Annotated in this window: 11 protein-coding genes; 1 reads left to right on the top strand and 10 read right to left on the bottom strand. The window is 73.5% G+C overall.

Annotated elements, in window-relative coordinates; all coding sequences use genetic code 11:
• Positions 1-105 precede the first annotated feature (105 nt).
• The gene (locus AC29IT_RS08805) at positions 106-1,137 is read right to left on the bottom strand and encodes a GDP-mannose 4,6-dehydratase (RefSeq protein ID WP_358443484.1); all 1,032 of its coding nucleotides are present in this window, start codon (positions 1,135-1,137) and stop codon (positions 106-108) included.
• A 315-nt stretch (positions 1,138-1,452) separates the two neighbouring features.
• On the opposite strand from AC29IT_RS08805, the gene AC29IT_RS08800 reads away from it, so the two are divergent.
• Positions 1,453-2,196: a thioesterase II family protein gene (locus tag AC29IT_RS08800; RefSeq protein ID WP_488218371.1), complete on the top strand. Its 744-nt coding sequence runs from the start codon at positions 1,453-1,455 to the stop codon at positions 2,194-2,196.
• A 292-nt stretch (positions 2,197-2,488) separates the two neighbouring features.
• Here the strand turns inward: AC29IT_RS08800 and AC29IT_RS08795 are convergent, their stop codons facing one another.
• The 9 genes from AC29IT_RS08795 to AC29IT_RS08755 all read right to left on the bottom strand — a co-directional run bounded on the left by AC29IT_RS08795 (position 2,489) and on the right by AC29IT_RS08755 (position 16,001).
• Complete coding sequence (locus tag AC29IT_RS08795; protein ID WP_488218370.1) at positions 2,489-5,149, bottom strand: LuxR C-terminal-related transcriptional regulator; 2,661 nt, start codon at positions 5,147-5,149, stop codon at positions 2,489-2,491.
• Positions 5,150-5,204: 55 nt separating this feature from the next.
• Positions 5,205-6,245, bottom strand: a complete 1,041-nt coding sequence (locus AC29IT_RS08790) for a zinc-dependent dehydrogenase (RefSeq protein ID WP_488218369.1) — start codon at positions 6,243-6,245, stop codon at positions 5,205-5,207.
• Entirely contained in the window at positions 6,242-6,724 is a 483-nt protein-coding gene (locus AC29IT_RS08785; protein WP_488218575.1) for a PTS mannitol transporter subunit IIA, read from the bottom strand. The genes AC29IT_RS08790 and AC29IT_RS08785 overlap by 4 nt, the downstream gene beginning before the upstream one ends.
• Positions 6,717-7,175 (bottom strand): PTS sugar transporter subunit IIBC family protein, encoded by a 459-nt coding sequence (locus AC29IT_RS08780; protein ID WP_358443494.1) that lies wholly within the window; start codon positions 7,173-7,175, stop codon positions 6,717-6,719. The genes AC29IT_RS08785 and AC29IT_RS08780 overlap by 8 nt, the downstream gene beginning before the upstream one ends.
• A complete protein-coding gene (locus AC29IT_RS08775; protein ID WP_488218368.1) occupies positions 7,172-8,257 on the bottom strand; it encodes a PTS transporter subunit EIIC in 1,086 nt (361 codons plus the stop codon). The genes AC29IT_RS08780 and AC29IT_RS08775 overlap by 4 nt, the downstream gene beginning before the upstream one ends.
• Positions 8,258-8,319: 62 nt before the next feature.
• Positions 8,320-9,261 carry a 1-phosphofructokinase family hexose kinase gene (locus tag AC29IT_RS08770; protein WP_358443500.1) on the bottom strand — a complete coding sequence of 314 codons (942 nt, stop codon included), beginning with the start codon at positions 9,259-9,261 and terminating at the stop codon, positions 8,320-8,322.
• Between the two features lie 216 nt (positions 9,262-9,477).
• Entirely contained in the window at positions 9,478-10,164 is a 687-nt protein-coding gene (locus AC29IT_RS08765) for a PAS domain-containing protein (RefSeq protein ID WP_358443503.1), read from the bottom strand.
• Between the two features lie 424 nt (positions 10,165-10,588).
• The gene (locus AC29IT_RS08760) at positions 10,589-13,417 is read right to left on the bottom strand and encodes an AAA family ATPase (protein WP_488218367.1); all 2,829 of its coding nucleotides are present in this window, start codon (positions 13,415-13,417) and stop codon (positions 10,589-10,591) included.
• A 10-nt stretch (positions 13,418-13,427) separates the two neighbouring features.
• Complete coding sequence (locus tag AC29IT_RS08755; protein WP_488218574.1) at positions 13,428-16,001, bottom strand: AAA family ATPase; 2,574 nt, start codon at positions 15,999-16,001, stop codon at positions 13,428-13,430.
• Between the last annotated feature and the right edge of the window lie 297 nt (positions 16,002-16,298).

The following is a 16,298-nucleotide window of genomic DNA, read 5'->3' as shown; positions in this document are numbered from 1 at the left end:
CTCCACCCCGCCTGCGTCGACCGGACGGAGCCCAGTCTCGTCAGGCCCTGCCCGGGAATTCCCCAGTCCTGGAAGGGCGAACGGCCACCGTCCGCCCGGAGAGCGTCACCAGCTGGACGCGGAGAGCACCTCGGCGTAGTCGCGTTCGCGGGAGGCCTGCCGGAGGTCGGCTTCCACCATCATCGTCATCAGCTCGGTGAAGTCGACGCTCGGTTCCCAGCCCAGTTCCCGGCGTGCCCGCCCGGAATCGGCGCACAGCGTCTCGACCTCGGCGGGGCGCACCAGCGTCGGGTCGATCTCGACGTGGTCCTCCCAGTGCAGGCCCGCCGCGTCGAACGCGATGCGCACCGCGTCCCGCACCGAGTGCATCCGGCCGGTGCCGACCACGTAGTCGGACGGCTCGTCCTGCTGCAGCATCAGGTGCATCGCGCGCACGTAGTCCCCGGCGAAACCCCAGTCCCGCACCGCGTCCAGGTTGCCGAGGTAGAGCTTGTCCTGCAGGCCGAGCTTGATCTGCGCGACGGCCAGCGAGATCTTGCGGGTGACGAATTCGGCGCCGCGGCGCGGAGATTCGTGGTTGAACAGGATGCCGGACACGCCCCACACGCCGTAGGACTCGCGGTAGTTCTGCGTGATGTAGTGCCCGTAGGTCTTGGCGACGCCGTACGGGCTGCGCGGGTGGAAGGTGGTGTGCTCGCTCTGCGGCGTCTCGGCGACCTTGCCGAACATCTCGGAGGACGACGCCTGGTAGAACCGGATGCGCTCCCCGCCGGAACCGCCGGAACCGTGCAGGCCGCTGACGATGCGGATCGCCTCCAGCATCCGCAGCACGCCCATCCCGTTCACCTCGGTGACGAGTTCCGCCTGCTGCCAGGACATCGGCACGAACGAGATGGCGCCCAGGTTGTAGACCTCGTGCGGCTGCACCAGGTCCACCGCCGAGACCAGGCTGCCCTGGTCCATCAGGTCACCGTCCACGAAGGACAGATCGGCGGCCAGCCTGCTCAGCCGGGACTTGCGCGGGTTCGCCTGCCCCCTGATCAGGCCCCACACCTGGTAGCCCTGCGCGAGCAGGTGCTCGGCCAGGTAGGAACCGTCCTGCCCGGTGATCCCGGTGATCAGCGCTCGCCTGGACATGTGCTTCCCCTTCCACCACACGATGCCGACAGCACCCGTGCCGACCGCGTGGACGGCGGCGGGAACGCGCGCGGTGGCGCACCGGGCACCGGCACAGGTCGGGACGGCACCTGCCGGGAGCCCCCGGATCGGGCCGGCTCCGACGCTGGCAGCCGCTCATCCGCGGTGTCAAAGGAAAGCGGTACACCCTAGGGATTCGACGAGATCTCGCTGCCGGACCGGGATGCGGACTAGGGGTTCCCCGCGCCACCAGGTGCTGTACTGGGCGGTGCGGGCGACGCCCGCCGCGGAAATCCAGCGCTCGGAGGAGAAGTCGTGACCGATCTCGACCCCGGCAAGTGGCTGCGCCGCTACCACCCCGCACCGGAGGCGGCGGTCCGCCTGGTGTGCTTCCCGCACGCGGGCGGCTCGGCCAGCTTCTACCGGCCGGTCTCGGCCGCGCACTCCCCCGGCGCCGACGTCGTCGTGCTGCAATACCCGGGCAGGCAGGACCGGCACCGCGAACCGCTGCCCGGCAGCATCGACGAGTACGCGGAGGCGATCACCGCGGTGCTGGCGGCCGAACCGGAGCTGCCGACGGTGTTCTTCGGGCACAGCATGGGCGCGCTGCTCGGCTTCGAGGTGGCGCACCGGCTGGAGCGCGGCGCGGGCCGGCCGCCGCGCTCGCTGGTCGTCTCGGGTCGGCGCGCCCCGGGCACGGTGCGGGACGAGCGGGTGCACCTGCTGGACGACGAGGGCCTGCTGGCGGACGTGCGCGGGTTGAACGGGGCGGAGTCCGCGCTGGACGACGAGGACGTGGTGCGCATGTCGCTGCCCGCGATCCGCAACGACTACCGGGCGGTGGAGACCTACCCGGCGCGGCCGGACGTGGTGGTGTCCTGCCCGATCTCGGTGCTCATCGGCGATGCCGATCCGAAGTCCACTGTGGATGAATCGCTGCGCTGGAAGGAGCACACCTCCGGCGCGTTCCGCCTCCGCAGCTTCCGCGGCGGCCACTTCTACCTCGTCGAACACGCCACCCGCGTCAACGCCGAACTCGCCGACGAACTCACCCTGTGAATCCAGCCAGGCGAGTGACCCGCCCGGACACCGCGCTCGGACGAACCCGCCACTCGCCGGACCACAGATCCATGTTCTCGCCCGAGTCCGCGCCGTTCTCCTGTCAGCGGCGAAGCCGCTGAGCTGACGACCACTCGATCCACCGGCACCGCAGCGGGTTCTCAGCGGTGTCCTCGCGAGGACAGCGTTTTCTCATGTGGCGGAGCCACCTGTGAAAACGATCCCGCAGCGAGGGCGCCGCTGAGGTTCCGCCACCCGCCTCGACTCGCCAGAGGAGCAGAGAGAAATGAGGTCAGGCCGGGTCCAGGGAGTCGGCGAGGTCTGTCAGTCCTGCTCTGCCGGTGACGCCGAGCTTGCGGTAGACCTTGGTGAGGTGCTTCTCGACGGCCCGCGAGCTGACCCCGAGTTCGGTGGCGACCTGCTGGTTGCCGAGCCCGCCCGCCACCAGCCGGGCGATGCGCAGTTCGGCGCGGGTCAATTCCGCCTGCGCCCCACCGCCTTCGGCGGCGATCTCCTCCGCCGCGCGCAACCGCGGCACCCCGCAGGCGGCGGCGAGTTCGTCGCCCTCGTTCAGCCGGGCCGCGGCCTCGGCCCGATCGGTGCCGAGCAGCCTGCGCCCCAGCATCAGGTGCGCCTTGGCCAGTTCCAGGGTGCCCGCCGGTCCGCGCCCGTCCAGCGCCTCCACCGCCCGGCGGAGCAGGTCCACGCCCGGGTCGCCGTCGGTGATCGCGCCCCACACCCGCAGCGCGCGGCCGACTCCGCTGGACGCGCCCCAGGCCACCGCCCGCCGGTACTCGTCGGCGATCAGCCGGGCGGCGGGGTCCGGGCGCTGCACCCGGTGGTACAGCAGCGCCGCCCAGCCGCGCCACGGCAGCAGGCACGGGTTGGCCCAGCCGAGCCGGTCCCGTTCCCGCCCGCACTCCAGCAGGTGTTCGAGGGCGCGGACGGTGTCCCGCTCGCTGACGGCGAGGGCCGCGTCGCGCAGCTCCCGCACCCACGGCAGCACCGCGTGGTCCCACTCCCGGTAGCGCTCCAGCGCCCGCGCCGCCGCACCGGTGTCCGCCGAGTCGAGCACGGCGATCGACAGCGCCTCGAAGCAGCGCTCCACCACCGGGATCAACCCGAGTTCGCACCGGCGCAGCACGCTCTCCGCCAGCGCCACCGCGTCCGGGTAGCGGCAGGCGCGGACGAGGGTGACCGCGCGTTCCGCGTCGACGATGAGGCGTTCCGCGGTCCGGTCGCCGCGCGCGCCGAGCGAGGCGGTCACCGCGGCCAGCCACTGCTCCGCGTCCCGCACCTCGTCGCAGGCCGCCAGGGTCCGCGCCGCCAGCGACACCGAACCGAGCGCGGCCTCCGGCCCGTGTTCCCCGGCCACGGCCAGCTTCGCCCACGGCAGCACCGATTCGACGTCGCCGCCGGTGAGCGCCGCCGAGTACAGCAGCACCGAGATCCGCTCGGGTTCGACCCGCTCGCCGGGGACCAGCGCGTCGAACAGGGCGCGGGTGTCGGCGCACCAGGCCGCGTCGCAGAGCCGCGCGAGGCGGATGCGGGTGTCGATGGCCCGCAGCACCGCGGGTTCCAGCTCGTCGCGCGCCCGGAAGTCCTCCAGCTCGGCGACCAGCGACAGCGGTGCCACCGGCAGCAGCATCAGCGGCACCTCGGCGAGCGCCGCGGCCCGCCGCCGGTCCGAGTCGAACTTGGGCAGCGCCTGCGACAGGTGCCGCATCGAGGCGACGGGCGCGCCGGAGCGCTCCGCTTCGGCCAGGTCGGCGAGCAGCACGGACCGCTCGGCGCCCGCGGTGGGGCAGGCGAGCAGGGCGCGGCGCAGGCACCGGATGGCGGTGGCGACGTCGCCGCGGTCCAGGGCGCGCCGGCCCGCGGCGTGCAGCACGCCGGTGGTCCACTCGCCCTGGGTGGCGTCGGAGGCCAGCAGGTGTTCGGCGACCGCTTCGGCGGGCCGGTCGCCCTGCTGCAGCAGCCGGGCCGCGCGGCGGTGCCATTCGGCGAGTTCCGCCGGTTCCAGGGTGTTCTCCACGACTTCGCGGATCACCGGGTGCGCGAAGCGGGGCCGGTCCGGTTCGACGAGGACGCCGAGCGAGGTGAGCGCGGCGAGCGCCCCGGTGCACTCGGCGGGTGCGAGCCCGGCCAGGTCGGCGAGCTGCTCCGGTTCAGCCGCGTCCAGCAGCGCCACCGCGCGCGCCGCGGCCAGCACCGGTTCGGGCTGCGGGCGCAGCACCGCCCCGGCCCGTTCGGCGACCACCGAGGGCCGCAGCGACCGGACGGAATCCACAGTGGACTCGTCGGGATGCCGTCCGCTGTCGCGCAATCCGTGCGCGATCGCGTTGAGCAGGAACGGCCTGCCGTGCGACATGCGGTGGCAGGCGGCGGCGAACCGCGCCTCCCCCGGCACGCCGAACACGTCGCGCACCACGGCGGCCACCCCGTCCTCGCTGAGCGGCCGGAGCTCGCGGCGCTGCGCCGCCCGCCCCAGCAACCGCTGGAACGTCTCCGGATCGGCGGCCTGCTCGCCCTCCCGGTGCGCGACGACCACCAGCACCCCGGAATCGGCGACGGCGGCGCACAACCGGTCCAGCCAGCGCAGCGATTCCACGTCGGCGCGCTGCAGGTCGTCCACCGCCAGCAAAACCGGACCGGGCGCGGCGAGCAGCCCGCCGCGCATCGTGCCGAAGTCGGGTCCGGTCTCGGAATCGGTGGCGCAGCAGGAGAACTGGCTCAGCACGCCGAACGGGATGTCGCGCTCCGCGGTGGTCGCCAGCGCCCGCAGCACCCGGGCGCCCCGGCTCCTGGCCGAGGCGGCGGCCGCCGCCAGCATCGCGGAGCGGCCGATGCCGAACGGGCCGGAGAACGCGAGCAGAGCGCCGCGCCCCCCGCTCGCCCGGTCCAGCGCGGCGCTCAGCAGCTCGGTCTCGTTCTCCCGTTCCCGCAGCACCACGCGGCATTCCTCCACTTCGCCCCGGGTCCGCGCAGCGCTGCGGGACCCGGCACCGTCACTGCTCGATGGTCACCTTGATCGCGGTGCCCGTGCTGACCGTGCGGATCGCTTCCAGCACTCCGTCCAGCGGCAACCGGTGGGTGATCAGGTCGTGCACCGGAACCTCGCCGGAGGCGATCAGCCGCAGCGCCCGCCGGTTGTGCTCCGGGGTGGAGCCGTTGGCACCGACGATGGTCAACTCACGGTAGTGCACCGCGTTCGAATCGCAGTCGATGATCGGCGAATCCTTGGGCAAACCACCGAAAAAACTGATCCGGCCGCCGCGCGCGGCCATCCGCAGCGCCTGTTCCTGCGCTTCGCCGGACGCGGCCGCGGTGATCACCACGTCGGCTCCGACGCCCCCGGTGAGCCGCAGCACCTCGGCGACCGGATCGGTGGCGGAGGCGAGGATCGCGGCGTCCGGGCGCACCAGCTCCGCCGCCTGCTCCAGCCGGGCGGCGTTGAGCTCCACCAGATACACCGCGGCCGCGCCGCGCGCCCGCGCCAGCCGGGTGTGCAGGCAGCCGATCGGCCCGGACCCGACGACCACCACCACGTCGCCCGGACCGACTCCGGCGAGTTCCTGGCCGTTGAGGACGCAGGCGAGCGGTTCGGCGACGGAGGCGGCCGCGAAGTCGACCTCGCCGGGCAGCCGGTTCACGCCGTCCACCCGCAGCACCTGCTCCGGGACGGTGAGGAACTCGGCGAATCCACCGTCGAAGTGGTAGCCCATCGAGCGCTGGTTCGGGCACACCGTCTGCCTGCCGCGCTTGCAGTAACCGCACTCGCCGCAGGGGATCGCCGCGATCACCTGTACCCGGTCGCCTTCGGCGAAACCGCGGGCGCCGTCGCCGATCCCCACCACCTCCCCGGCGATCTCGTGGCCGATGACCCGTGGCGGGTCGATGTGGTGGTGCCCGTGCCGCATGATCTTCAGGTCGGTTCCGCAGGTGGAGCAGTTGCGGACCCGCAGCTTCAACTCGCCCGGACCTGGTTCCGGTTCCGGGGCTTGCTCGATGCGGATGTCACCTGGCGCGTAGAAACGTGCGACCTTCACCTGTCCTCCTCAACGGACCGCAACAGCCGATCGACCGTCGCCTCGTCCGGTGCTTCGCGCAGCTCCCGCGCGCGCGCCGGATCCATCAGGACCGTGGCCAGGACCGACAGCACGCCCAGGTGCTGCGCGCCCGCCGCATCCGGCGAGCCGTCGGCGCGCCGCGCACCGGCGGCGATCGCCACGCACAGGCTCACCGCACCGCCGTCGCTCCACCGCACCCCGTCGGGGAACTGCACCACCACCAGCGCGCTGCGCCGCACGAAGCGGCGGGACTCGGTGGTGCCGTGCGGGATCGCGACGCCCTCGCCGAGGTGGGTGGTCAGCGCCCGCTCCCGCTCGTGCATGGCGGCGATGTAGGGCTCCTCGACCGCGCCGGTCTCCACCAGCAGGCGGCCACACTGGTCGATGGCGTCCGCGAACCCCGCGGCGGCGCGGCCGAGCCGCACCGCCAGCGGTCTGGGCGGGCCCGCCTCAACCACCAAGGGGTTCACCTTCCCGGATCGCCTGCTCCACCTCGTCGAACACCGGGTCGCCGAGGAAGCTGCGGAACCCGAGGATCACCGCGGAACCGGTGTCCTCCCGGCGCGCCCGCTCCAGCAGCGTTTCCTGGCACAGCACCAGATCCGCGTCCGCCGGGATCTCGGTGACCGAGGCGTGCGAGACCTTCACGTCGTAGGGCTTGAGCCTGCCCGCCAGCTGAGCGGCGACCATGGCGCTGCTGCCCATGCCCGCGTCGCAGGCGATGACGACCTTGCGCACCGCCGACCCGTTGATCGTGCCCATCGAGCGCTCCTCTCCGACCTGCCGCGCGCTCTCCACCTCGCTCGGCGGCACCGGTTCCTCCCGAAGTTCGTCGTGCGACCCGAGCACCCGGCGCTGGGCGAACCCGATCGCGCGCCACCAGCGGGAGGCAGCCGACCCCCGGCTCATCGGACCGCTCCACCGGTCGCGACCTCGTCGGGTCGTCGCCACAGCTTCAGCACCAGCGAGGCGACCACGAACGCCACCACCGCCGACGCGGCGATCCCGGCGACCACGCCGAAGTACCCGCCCTTCGGGGTCACCGCCAGCAGCGCGACCACGCTGCCCGGCGACGGCGTCGCGACCAGGCCCGCACCGGTGATGCTGAAGACGAACAGCCCCGCCGCGCTGCCGGAGATCGTGGCCAGCAGCAGCCGCGGCGCCGCCAGCACGTACGGGAAGTAGATCTCGTGGATGCCGCCGAGGAACTGGATGACCAGCGCACCGGGCGCGGTCGCGCGCATCGCGGGCGGGCCGAACACGCTGATCGCCAGCAGCACCCCGAAGCCCGGCCCCGGGTTCGGCTCGACCAGGAACTCGATGGCCTTGCCGTGGTCCAGCGCCTCGGACACGCCCAGCGGCCCGAGCACCCCGTGGTTCACGGCGTTGTTGAGGAACAGCACCTTCGCCGGTTCCACGATGATCGCCACCAGCGGGAGCAGGTGCAGGTCCAGCAGCGCCTGCACGCCGTGCCCGAGGGCGATGGTCACGCTCTCGATGGCCGGTCCGATGGCCAGCAACCCGGCCACCGCGAAGATCCCGCCGATGATGCCGGCCGCGAAGTTGTCCACCAGCATCTTGAACGCCGGTGGTACCCGTTTGCCCACCGAGCGGTCGAAGCGTCTCAGCACCCAGCCCGCGAACGGGCCCACGATCATCGCGCCCAGGAACATCGGCACCTCGGCCCCGATCGCGATGCCGATGGTGGCGACCGCGCCGACGACCGCGCCCCGCTGCCCGTGCACCTGCCTGCCGCCGGTGTAGCCGATCAGCACCGGCAGCAGCAGCGTGATCATCGGTTCTTTCAGCTGCGCCAGCTGGGCGTTGGGCCACCAGCCCTCCGGGATGAACAACGCGCTGATCAGGCCCCAGGCGATGAACGCGCCGATGTTGGGCATGACCATGCCGGCCAGCTGCCCGCCGAACCGCTGCACCACGACGCGGGCGCGCTGCGCCTGAGCTCTCGAATCCTCCGTGGCCGTCCCTGACATGGTTGTCACTCCGTACCTCGCCGACGCCGTTGTCCCTCTGCCTCGCCGACCGCCTCCCCGCGTCAGGGATCCCGGTGCAGCCGCCGGTCCCAGGGCACCCGGGACTCGACGCGCACCAGGTCCGGGCGCAGGTCGTGCGGTTGTGGCATGGCGCTACCCGGCAGCGAGGCCGCTGCCGCGCCCCAGGCCACCGCGGTGACCAGGGCGGGCAGACCTCCGCAGCCTTCGGAAAGATATCCGGCGAGTAAAGCGTCGCCCGCGCCGACGGCGTTCTGCGCCGTCACCGGCGCCTCGGCGTAGCCGCAGCCATCGTGCCCGCGCAACAGGGCTCCGTCGGCTCCGAGGCTGGCCAGCACGGTGTCCGCACCGAGCTCGAGCAGCTCGTCGGCGGCTTCCGCGACGCCACCGATCGTTGTAATCGAGTGACCTACCGTCTCCTCCAGTTCCCGGAGATTGGGCTTCACCAACGCCGGCCGGGCCTGCACCGCCTCGCGCAGCGCAGGCCCGCTCGTGTCCACCACCACCGGCACGCCCAGCGAGCCGATCATCCGGATCAGGCTCGCGTAGTAGGCGCTGCTCACGCCCGGCGGCAGGCTGCCCGCGATCACGACCCAGTTCGCGCCGTCTGCGTTGCGCAGCACCGCTTCGCACAGGGCGCGGGCGTCGCCCGCGTCGAGCAGCGCGCCGGGCTCGTTGAACTTGGTGACGGTGGCGTCGGGTTCGACGACGCTCATGTTGATGCGGACCGGGCCCACCGCGGGAACCCGCACCACGTCGATGCTCAGGCCGGACAGGAGCGCCACGAGCTGCTGGCCTTCGATGCCGCCCGCCGCGACGACCGCGCGGACGTCGGCGCCGTGCAGGGCGAGCGCGCGGGCCACGTTGATGCCCTTGCCGCCCGGGTCGACCCGGATCGAGGAGGCGCGGTTCAGGCCGCCGCGCACCAGCTTGCGCACCTGCACGGTGCGGTCGAGGCTGGGGTTCGCCGTGACGGTGACGATCACGCGCACAGCCCTCCCCTGGTCCTGGCGGTCACCGGGGCGGCGGCTCCGCTCGGAGCCGGGCACCGGAGGAAAATCGATCTTGCACGGGGGTTGCCCCGCTGGCAACCATCGCACGGCGAATTCAAGGTTTTCCCGGAAGATCTCCGCCGCGCGGGCCGATCGGCCGGAACGGGCGAGGACCGCCACCGGGTGATCACCCCGGCGGAGGGCCGCCGCTCACTTCACGTACTCGGGCAGCACTCGCGGCGGCCACTGGCCCACGCCGAGGATGCCCATCGAGTAGCCCTTCGAGACCAGGGCGGGACGGTTGGTGACCTTGAGCTTCCGCAGCAGCGTCGTCACGTGGTACTCGACGCCGCCCCGGCTGAGGTAGAGCTTCGCGGCCAGCTGCACGGTGGACTCCCCGGCCGCGACGCCTTCGAGGATGCGGGCGTCGACTTCGCTGAGCAGCTTCTCCTTGCCGCCGACCATCGCGGCCCGCTGCCCCTCGTCCGGCTGCAGCACGACCATGACGCCTTCCACCCGACCGGAGCGGCCGGGCACCGCGATGCCGGTCAGCTCCCCGCCGAACAGCGCATCCTTCGCGCCGACGGCGACCGCGTGCTCCACGAACCGCGGGTTGCGGCCCTCGGTGAGGCGCGCGAACTGGTACTGGAACTTCCCGCGCACGCTGGGGTGCAGGAAGTCGTAGAAGCTGCGTCCCCGCACGTCGGCGGCGCCCCGCCCGAACTGCTTGAAGAAGTACTTGTTCGCCTCCAGCACCCGCATGCTCGAATCGAGGTTCGCCATGCACATGCCGGATTGTTCGAACAGCGATCTGTAGATGTCCCGATAATCTTCACCGGATTCTTCGACCGCTCCGGCAGGCGTGGGCCGCGCTCGCATGGTGCCGCTGGATGTCATCGAAATCGACCATTCCTCTCTGGCTCACGAGAAACGCAGATCCGTCATCGGAAGGAGCTGTTACCGGAATTCAACTGCACCACAAGGCTATGGATTCAAAACCAAGCAAGTCAACAGCGGGGCAAGGCCGTCCTTAAGCCTGCGGTCAAGCCGCCCGCTGGTTCGGTTCGGTTCGGCCCAATTCGGTTCGGTGCGTCCCCACCAGGCACGATGCACCCGCACGACCGCACCGAACCACATCGCGGGGGTGGGTTCGGGTACGGCCCGAACCCCCAACGGCCGCCACAGGGACGGACACGAACCAACATCGCGTGAATCCCCCACTACATTCCGCGCTTCCGCAGGTCGCGGTCCGCGACCATGGGTGACCGCCGTGATCACCCAGAGCGAACTCAGGTCGGGCCCGGGCCGAGTCCGATCGGGTTCAGCCACCCGTGCCGCGCGGCAGAATGGAATCCGCGAGAGCCGCTCTGCCGTCGATCCCCAATTTCCGGTAGGCGGCGGTGAGGTGCTTTTCGACGGCTCTCCTGCTCACCCGGAGCTCGTCCGCGATCTCCTGATTCGTGCGGCCCAGCGCCGCCGATTCGGCGACCGCTTCTTCGGCGCGCGTCAACGCCGCTCCCGATTCCGGGGCGTTGTTCCCGCGCAGTGCGCCCGCACCGCCCGCGGCGGTCGCGGTCGCCGGGGCGCCGCTGCGGGCGGCGAGCCGGGCGCTCTCGGCGAGCACCAGTTCCGACTCCGCCCGGTCCCGGTCGCGCAGCGCTTCGCCGAGCGCCGCCAGCGCGCCCGCCAGCTCGAGCCGGTCCGCCGCCGACCGCAGCACCTGCACGGCCTCGCGCAGCAGCTCCACCCGGCGGCCACCGCCGGTCACCACCGCCCGCACCCGCAGCGCCCGGCCCAGCGGGGTCGGCGCACCCCAGTCGCGGGCGCGCTGGTGCTCCTCCTCGGCGAGTTCCACGGCGCCGCGGACGTCGCCCAGCCGGTGCCGCAGCAGCGCCGCCGTGGGCCGCCACGAGCAGGCCGCCGGGCCGAACCAGCCGGCCTGCTCCAGGCGCCTGCCGCAGTCCAGCAGGTGCGTCAGTGCCGTCACCGGATCGCCGTCCTCCAGCGCGAGGCTGCTCTGCACCAGCCGCCGCAGCGCCACCACCTGCAGATCGTCCGGGGAGTGCGGCAGCAGCAGCACCCGCTCCCCCAGCTCCCGGTCCCGCAGCCTCCGGGCCACCGCGCCCATCGCGAACACCGGCGCGGCCATCGATTCCGGCGTGTCCGGGTCCACCAGGTCCAGAGCGGTCAGCGCGCTGCGCCGGGCCTGCCCGAGCTGGCCGCAGTCCAGGTGCACCAGGCTGTGCTGGGCGGCGACCAGCGCCTCCGCCGCGGTGGCGCGCTGCCTGCGGGCGTGGTCGGCGGCCAGCGCCAGCCACGAGTCCAGCCCTTCCGCGGCGCCCGCGGCCAGCAGGATCGACGGCAGGTAGCGCAGCACCGAGTGCGTCTCCGAGGTGACGTTCGCCGGTTCCTGCGCCAGCAGTTCCCGCGCCATCGCCGCCACTTCGGACGCCCGCGGTGATCCGGTCAGCGCCATCGAGGCCAGCAGCACCACCCGCAGTTCCCGCTCGGCGGGCCCGGGCGCGTGCCTGCGGGCGTCGAGCTCGGCCATCCGGCCCGGCACCTCGGCGTGCGCGGACGGGTCCTCCAACGCCAGGTAGCGGGTCCGCGCCTCCAGGCGCAGCGCCAGTTCCCGGTCGGTGCCGTCCTGGTCGTCCGGCGGGCCGTGCTCGACGGCGACGATGCGGATCAGCTCGGCGACCTGCGGGTCCGCGCCGGTCACGGTCAGCGGCAGCCGCCCCAGCACGCGGGCGCGGTCGCGCGACTCGCGCAGCTGCGGCACCGACTGGCCGATGTGGCGCACCGCGGCGGGCAGGTCGAAGGCCAGCTCCACCGAGCCGAGTTCGGCGAGCAGCCGCGCCCGGCCCATGCCGCCGGACTCCAGGTCCAGCAGGGCGCGCCGCAGGTAGCCGGCCGCGACCTCCGGGGAGCGCGGCTGGACCGCGTGCGCGGCTTCCCGCAGCCGCTGCACGCCCCAGCTGGACAGCGTCGAGTTCACCAGCAGCAGCTGGTCGCCCACCGGTTCCGGCGGATAGCCGTGGCCGTGCAGCAGGGCCGCCGCCCGCAGGTGCAGCCGGGTGCTGTCCTGCTCGGCGGTGGACTCCTCGACCGCGGCGATCACGTCGTCCACCAGCAGTTCCGCGGCGAGGTCGCCGCGTTCGCCGGGCACCGCCACCTCGATCCGGTCCGGGCGGACCTGGAACCACGGTTCCAGCGCGCGCAGCGCCCGCTCGTAGCGGCTCGGCGTCAGCCCGGACAGCCGTCGCACCAGCGTCGGGTCCGCGTGCTCGCCGAGGACGACGACGGCGCGGGCGACGTCGGCGGCGAACTCCGCGCCGGACAGGGCCCGCACCAACCGCCGCCTGCGATCGCCCTCGGCCAGTGCGCGCAACATCGGCACCGACGCGGGCACGGGCCGCAGCTCCTGCGCGACGGCCTGGTCCAGCAGGCTCACCAGGTCGCCCGGGTGCCCGCCGGTCAGCTCGTGGCACACCGCGGCGAACCCGTCCGGGTCGGCGTCCGCCCCGGGTTCGGCGCACATCCGCTCCCGGACCAGCTCGGCGGTGCCCGCCACCGACAACCGGCCGGGGCGCACCCGGTGCCCGGCGGCCGCGGTGATCTCGCGGACGAGCGCGCCGCGGTCCCGCCCGGAATCCGGGTCCAGCACCACCGCGACCAGCACCCGCATCCCCCGCACCCGCCCGATGAGGTAGGCGAGGCAGCGCAGCGAGGCCTCGTCGGCCCAGCGGAGGTCGTCCACGGCCAGCACCAGCGGGCACCGCGCGCTCGCCCCCACCAGCAGCGCGTGCAGGGCGTGCAGCACGCCGACCGGCACCGCGCCCGGATCATCCGGTCCCGCCTCGTCCGCGGGCGGCAGCGCCTCGGCGGGCGGCCTGCCGTCGGCCGGAGCGGTGAGGTCGTCCAGCAGCCGCCGCACCAGCCCGAACCGGAACGAGCGCTCGCTGGCCGCCCCGCCCGCGCCGAGCACCCGGGCACCGCTCGCGGCGGCCAGCGCCCGAAGCCGGCTCAGCAGTGCGCTGCGGCCGCTGCCCGGTACCCCGCTGATGAGCACGAGCGATCCGGTCCCGCGGCCGACCTGGCGGACGGCGGACTCCAGCACGGCGAGTTCCCACTCGCGTTCGACGAGCATCCGGCGGGCCTCACTCGGCCAGGTCGGCGGGCAGTTGCGCGCGGCCGTCGATGCCGAGCTTGCGGTAGGACTTGGTGAGCCGGAGTTCCACGGTCCGCACCGTGACTCCCAATTCCTGCGCGATGTCCTTGTTGGACAGTCCGCGGGCGGCGAGGCTCGCGGCCCGCCGCTCCGGCACCGACAGCGCGGCGGGCAGCACCGCCCCCATCCGCGGGATGCCTGCGGCGCCGGGCCCGGCCGGACCCGAACCGGCCAGCGCGAGCGCGGACAACGCCTTGCGGTGCACCGGTTCCAGCAGCCCGGGCATCCCCCAGCGCTCGGCCAGTTCGAGCTCCTCGCCGATCAGCCGGGTCGCGGCCCGGGCATCCCCGAGGCGGCCTTGTGCGATGGCGGCCGGCATCCGCCAGGACAGCACCGCCGGGTTCAGCCATTCCTTGGCGCGCAGCATCCGGCCGCACTCCTGGAAGTAGCCGAGCGCGGTCGCCGGATCTCCCGTCGCCAGGCGCAGTTCACCGCGGGCGTGCAGCAGGTAGGCGAAGCCCATGCCGCGTTCCGCGCCCATCGGCAGCTCGGTCGCGGCGACCTGCTCGGCGCCGTCGACGTCCTCCAGCCGCAGCAGCGCGCCGATCCGCGCGGCCAGGTAGTGCGGCAGCAGCGCCGGATGCCAGCAGTGCAGCGGCAGCGTCCGCACCGCCGCGGCCAGGTCGGCGCCCGCGGCGGGGCAGCGGTCGTCCTTGGCGGCGAGCACCGCTCGCTGCACCAGCGCGTACGCGGCGGCCGCGCGCGACCCGCGGCGCTCCGCGTCGAAGATCACCGCGGTGAGCCCGCCCGCGGCTTCGGCGGCGTCGTCCCGGCAGGCCAGCGCGTGGCAGGCCGAGATCCGGGTGACCAGCGGCAGATCCTGGTCGCGATCGGCGAGCGCCTCCCGGGCGAGGGTGCGCACCAGGTCCGGGCGGCGGCCGAGCCGGGCGTAGCGCCAGGCCAGCACGCCCGCCTGCGCCGGATCGGCGGCCTCCTCCGGCGGCGACGGCAACCGGACGGCCGGCGGTTCCGGGGAGGGCGCGCAGAGTTCGTCGGACAGCAGGCCGAGCGCGTCCAGCGCCGTGCTGCGCACCCGGGCGCAGACAGCGGCCAGCTCGCGGCGGGTGGATTCCGCGTCACCGCGGGAGATCAGCAGGTCGGCGGCCCGGACGAGCAGTGCGATGTCACCGGTGCCGACCGCGTCGGTGAGCACTTGGCGCAGCCTGCCGTCGCTGGCGGCGGGGGCGTGCACCACTTCGATCGCGGCGAGCCGGGTCAGCAGTCGTTGCCTGCAGTCGCCGGGCACGGGTTCGCGCAGGGCGCGGTGCAGCAGTTCGGCGGCCCGCTCGTGCCTGCCTTCCTTGCGGTGCTGCTCGGCGGCTTCGACGAGCGTTTCCACCACCCAGCGGCGGCGCATCTGCGGGGCGTCGAGCAGCACGTCGGCGACGGCGCAGGGTTCGACGGCGGCGCGGTGGCCGATATCGGCGGCGCGGCCGTGCAGTTCTTCGCGGTCGGCCGGTTCCATCTCGGCGAGCACCCCGGTGGCCACGGCGGGGCTGGAGACCCGTGGCACTCCGTCCGCGGTGGACTCGCAGATGAGCCCGAGGTGCCGCAGCTCGGTGCGCGCCCGGGCCGCCGCGTGGCCGTGCAGCCCGGCGAGCGCGCAGGCCAGTTCGAAGTCGAATTCCCCGCCGCAGAAGGTGATCGCGCGCAGCAGCTCCACCCGGTCGGCGGGCAGTCCGCGCAGCGTGCGCGCCACCAGGTGCGCGACGGCATCGGCGGCGTGCGCCCGCAGCCGGGGGACGTGGCGGGATTCGAAGCCGAACCCGGTGCGGCGGAACTCCTCCAGCACGAGCCGCAGCACCGCCGGGTTGCCCGCGGTCGCGGTGGTGGCGGCCTCGGCGAAGTCCCGGTCGGCGGGCCCGTACCGGGACAGCAGCTCGGCGACGTCCGGGGTGGCCAGCGGGCCGAGCCGGACCCGCTGCGGCGGCACGGGCACCGTCTCGTCCCAGCGGGCGCCGCCGTCGGTCTCGGGGGCGGTGTCGCGCACGGTCCGCACCATGAGGACGGGCGCCCGGTCCAGGTGCCGGACCACGGCGTGGGACCAGGCCAGCGACCACGGGTCGATCCACTGGTGGTCGTCGACGGCGAGCAGCAGCGGCCGCTGCGCCGCCACGTCCAGGACCTTCTTGCGCAGGAACGGGATGGGCGCGTTGGTGGCGGCACCCTCGGCCCACGCGGAGCTGATCCGGGTGAGCTGCTCGGGCGGGCAGAGCAGGGCCATCTGCTGGGCGGCGGTGCTGTAGGGGACGTCGGTCTCCAGCGGTGAGCTCTGCGCGGTGGCGGTGTTGAGCCCGGCGGCCCGCGCGTCCGCGAGCATCGCCTCCAGCAGGGCGCTGCGCCCGGCCCCGGGGGCGCCGCTGATGGTGAGCAGTCCGGAACGGCCGCGGGCGAGATCGGCGACGAGTCCGCCGAGCACGCGCAACTCCGCATCGCGTCCGACGAGCTCGTGCTTTCGCAGTACGGCGGAACTTCGACCGGGGGCCTCGTGGACGGCGACCATCAGCACGCTCCGAACGGTTCGGCCGCACCGATTCCGAGTCGCGGAAGGGGCGGGACCTGAATCGGACGAACATGAAAAGCATTCGGAGCAAAGCGCAGGCATCGACCGGCCCACGAGATGTCACGCACCGTCATCGCCGCTGGTGGCGACACCCCTTCTCGAATCCGCGCAGCACCGCCGCGCGATACCGCATTCACCACGGCAGGAGGGAGATCGCCCACACGAACCTCCCATGACTCGAAAAGTTGAAGCAGGGCCGAATCAACACTCAGCGTATCACCCATTGGGGTGAGAATC

This window comes from Saccharopolyspora sp. MMCC62, assembly GCF_057736575.1.
Note: the sequence above shows the minus strand (reverse complement) of the source record. Positions and strands in the feature narration are given on the sequence as shown.

Coding starts and splice junctions, on each gene's coding strand:
- AC29IT_RS08780 (WP_358443494.1), bottom strand. CDS start 7,175: ATGAGCCGGGGGTCGGCTGCCTCCCGCTGGTGGCGCGCGATCGGGTTC.
- AC29IT_RS08755 (WP_488218574.1), bottom strand. CDS start 16,001: ATGGTCGCCGTCCACGAGGCCCCCGGTCGAAGTTCCGCCGTACTGCGA.
- AC29IT_RS08760 (WP_488218367.1), bottom strand. CDS start 13,417: ATGCTCGTCGAACGCGAGTGGGAACTCGCCGTGCTGGAGTCCGCCGTC.
- AC29IT_RS08775 (WP_488218368.1), bottom strand. CDS start 8,257: ATGTCAGGGACGGCCACGGAGGATTCGAGAGCTCAGGCGCAGCGCGCC.
- AC29IT_RS08805 (WP_358443484.1), bottom strand. CDS start 1,137: ATGTCCAGGCGAGCGCTGATCACCGGGATCACCGGGCAGGACGGTTCC.
- AC29IT_RS08765 (WP_358443503.1), bottom strand. CDS start 10,164: ATGACATCCAGCGGCACCATGCGAGCGCGGCCCACGCCTGCCGGAGCG.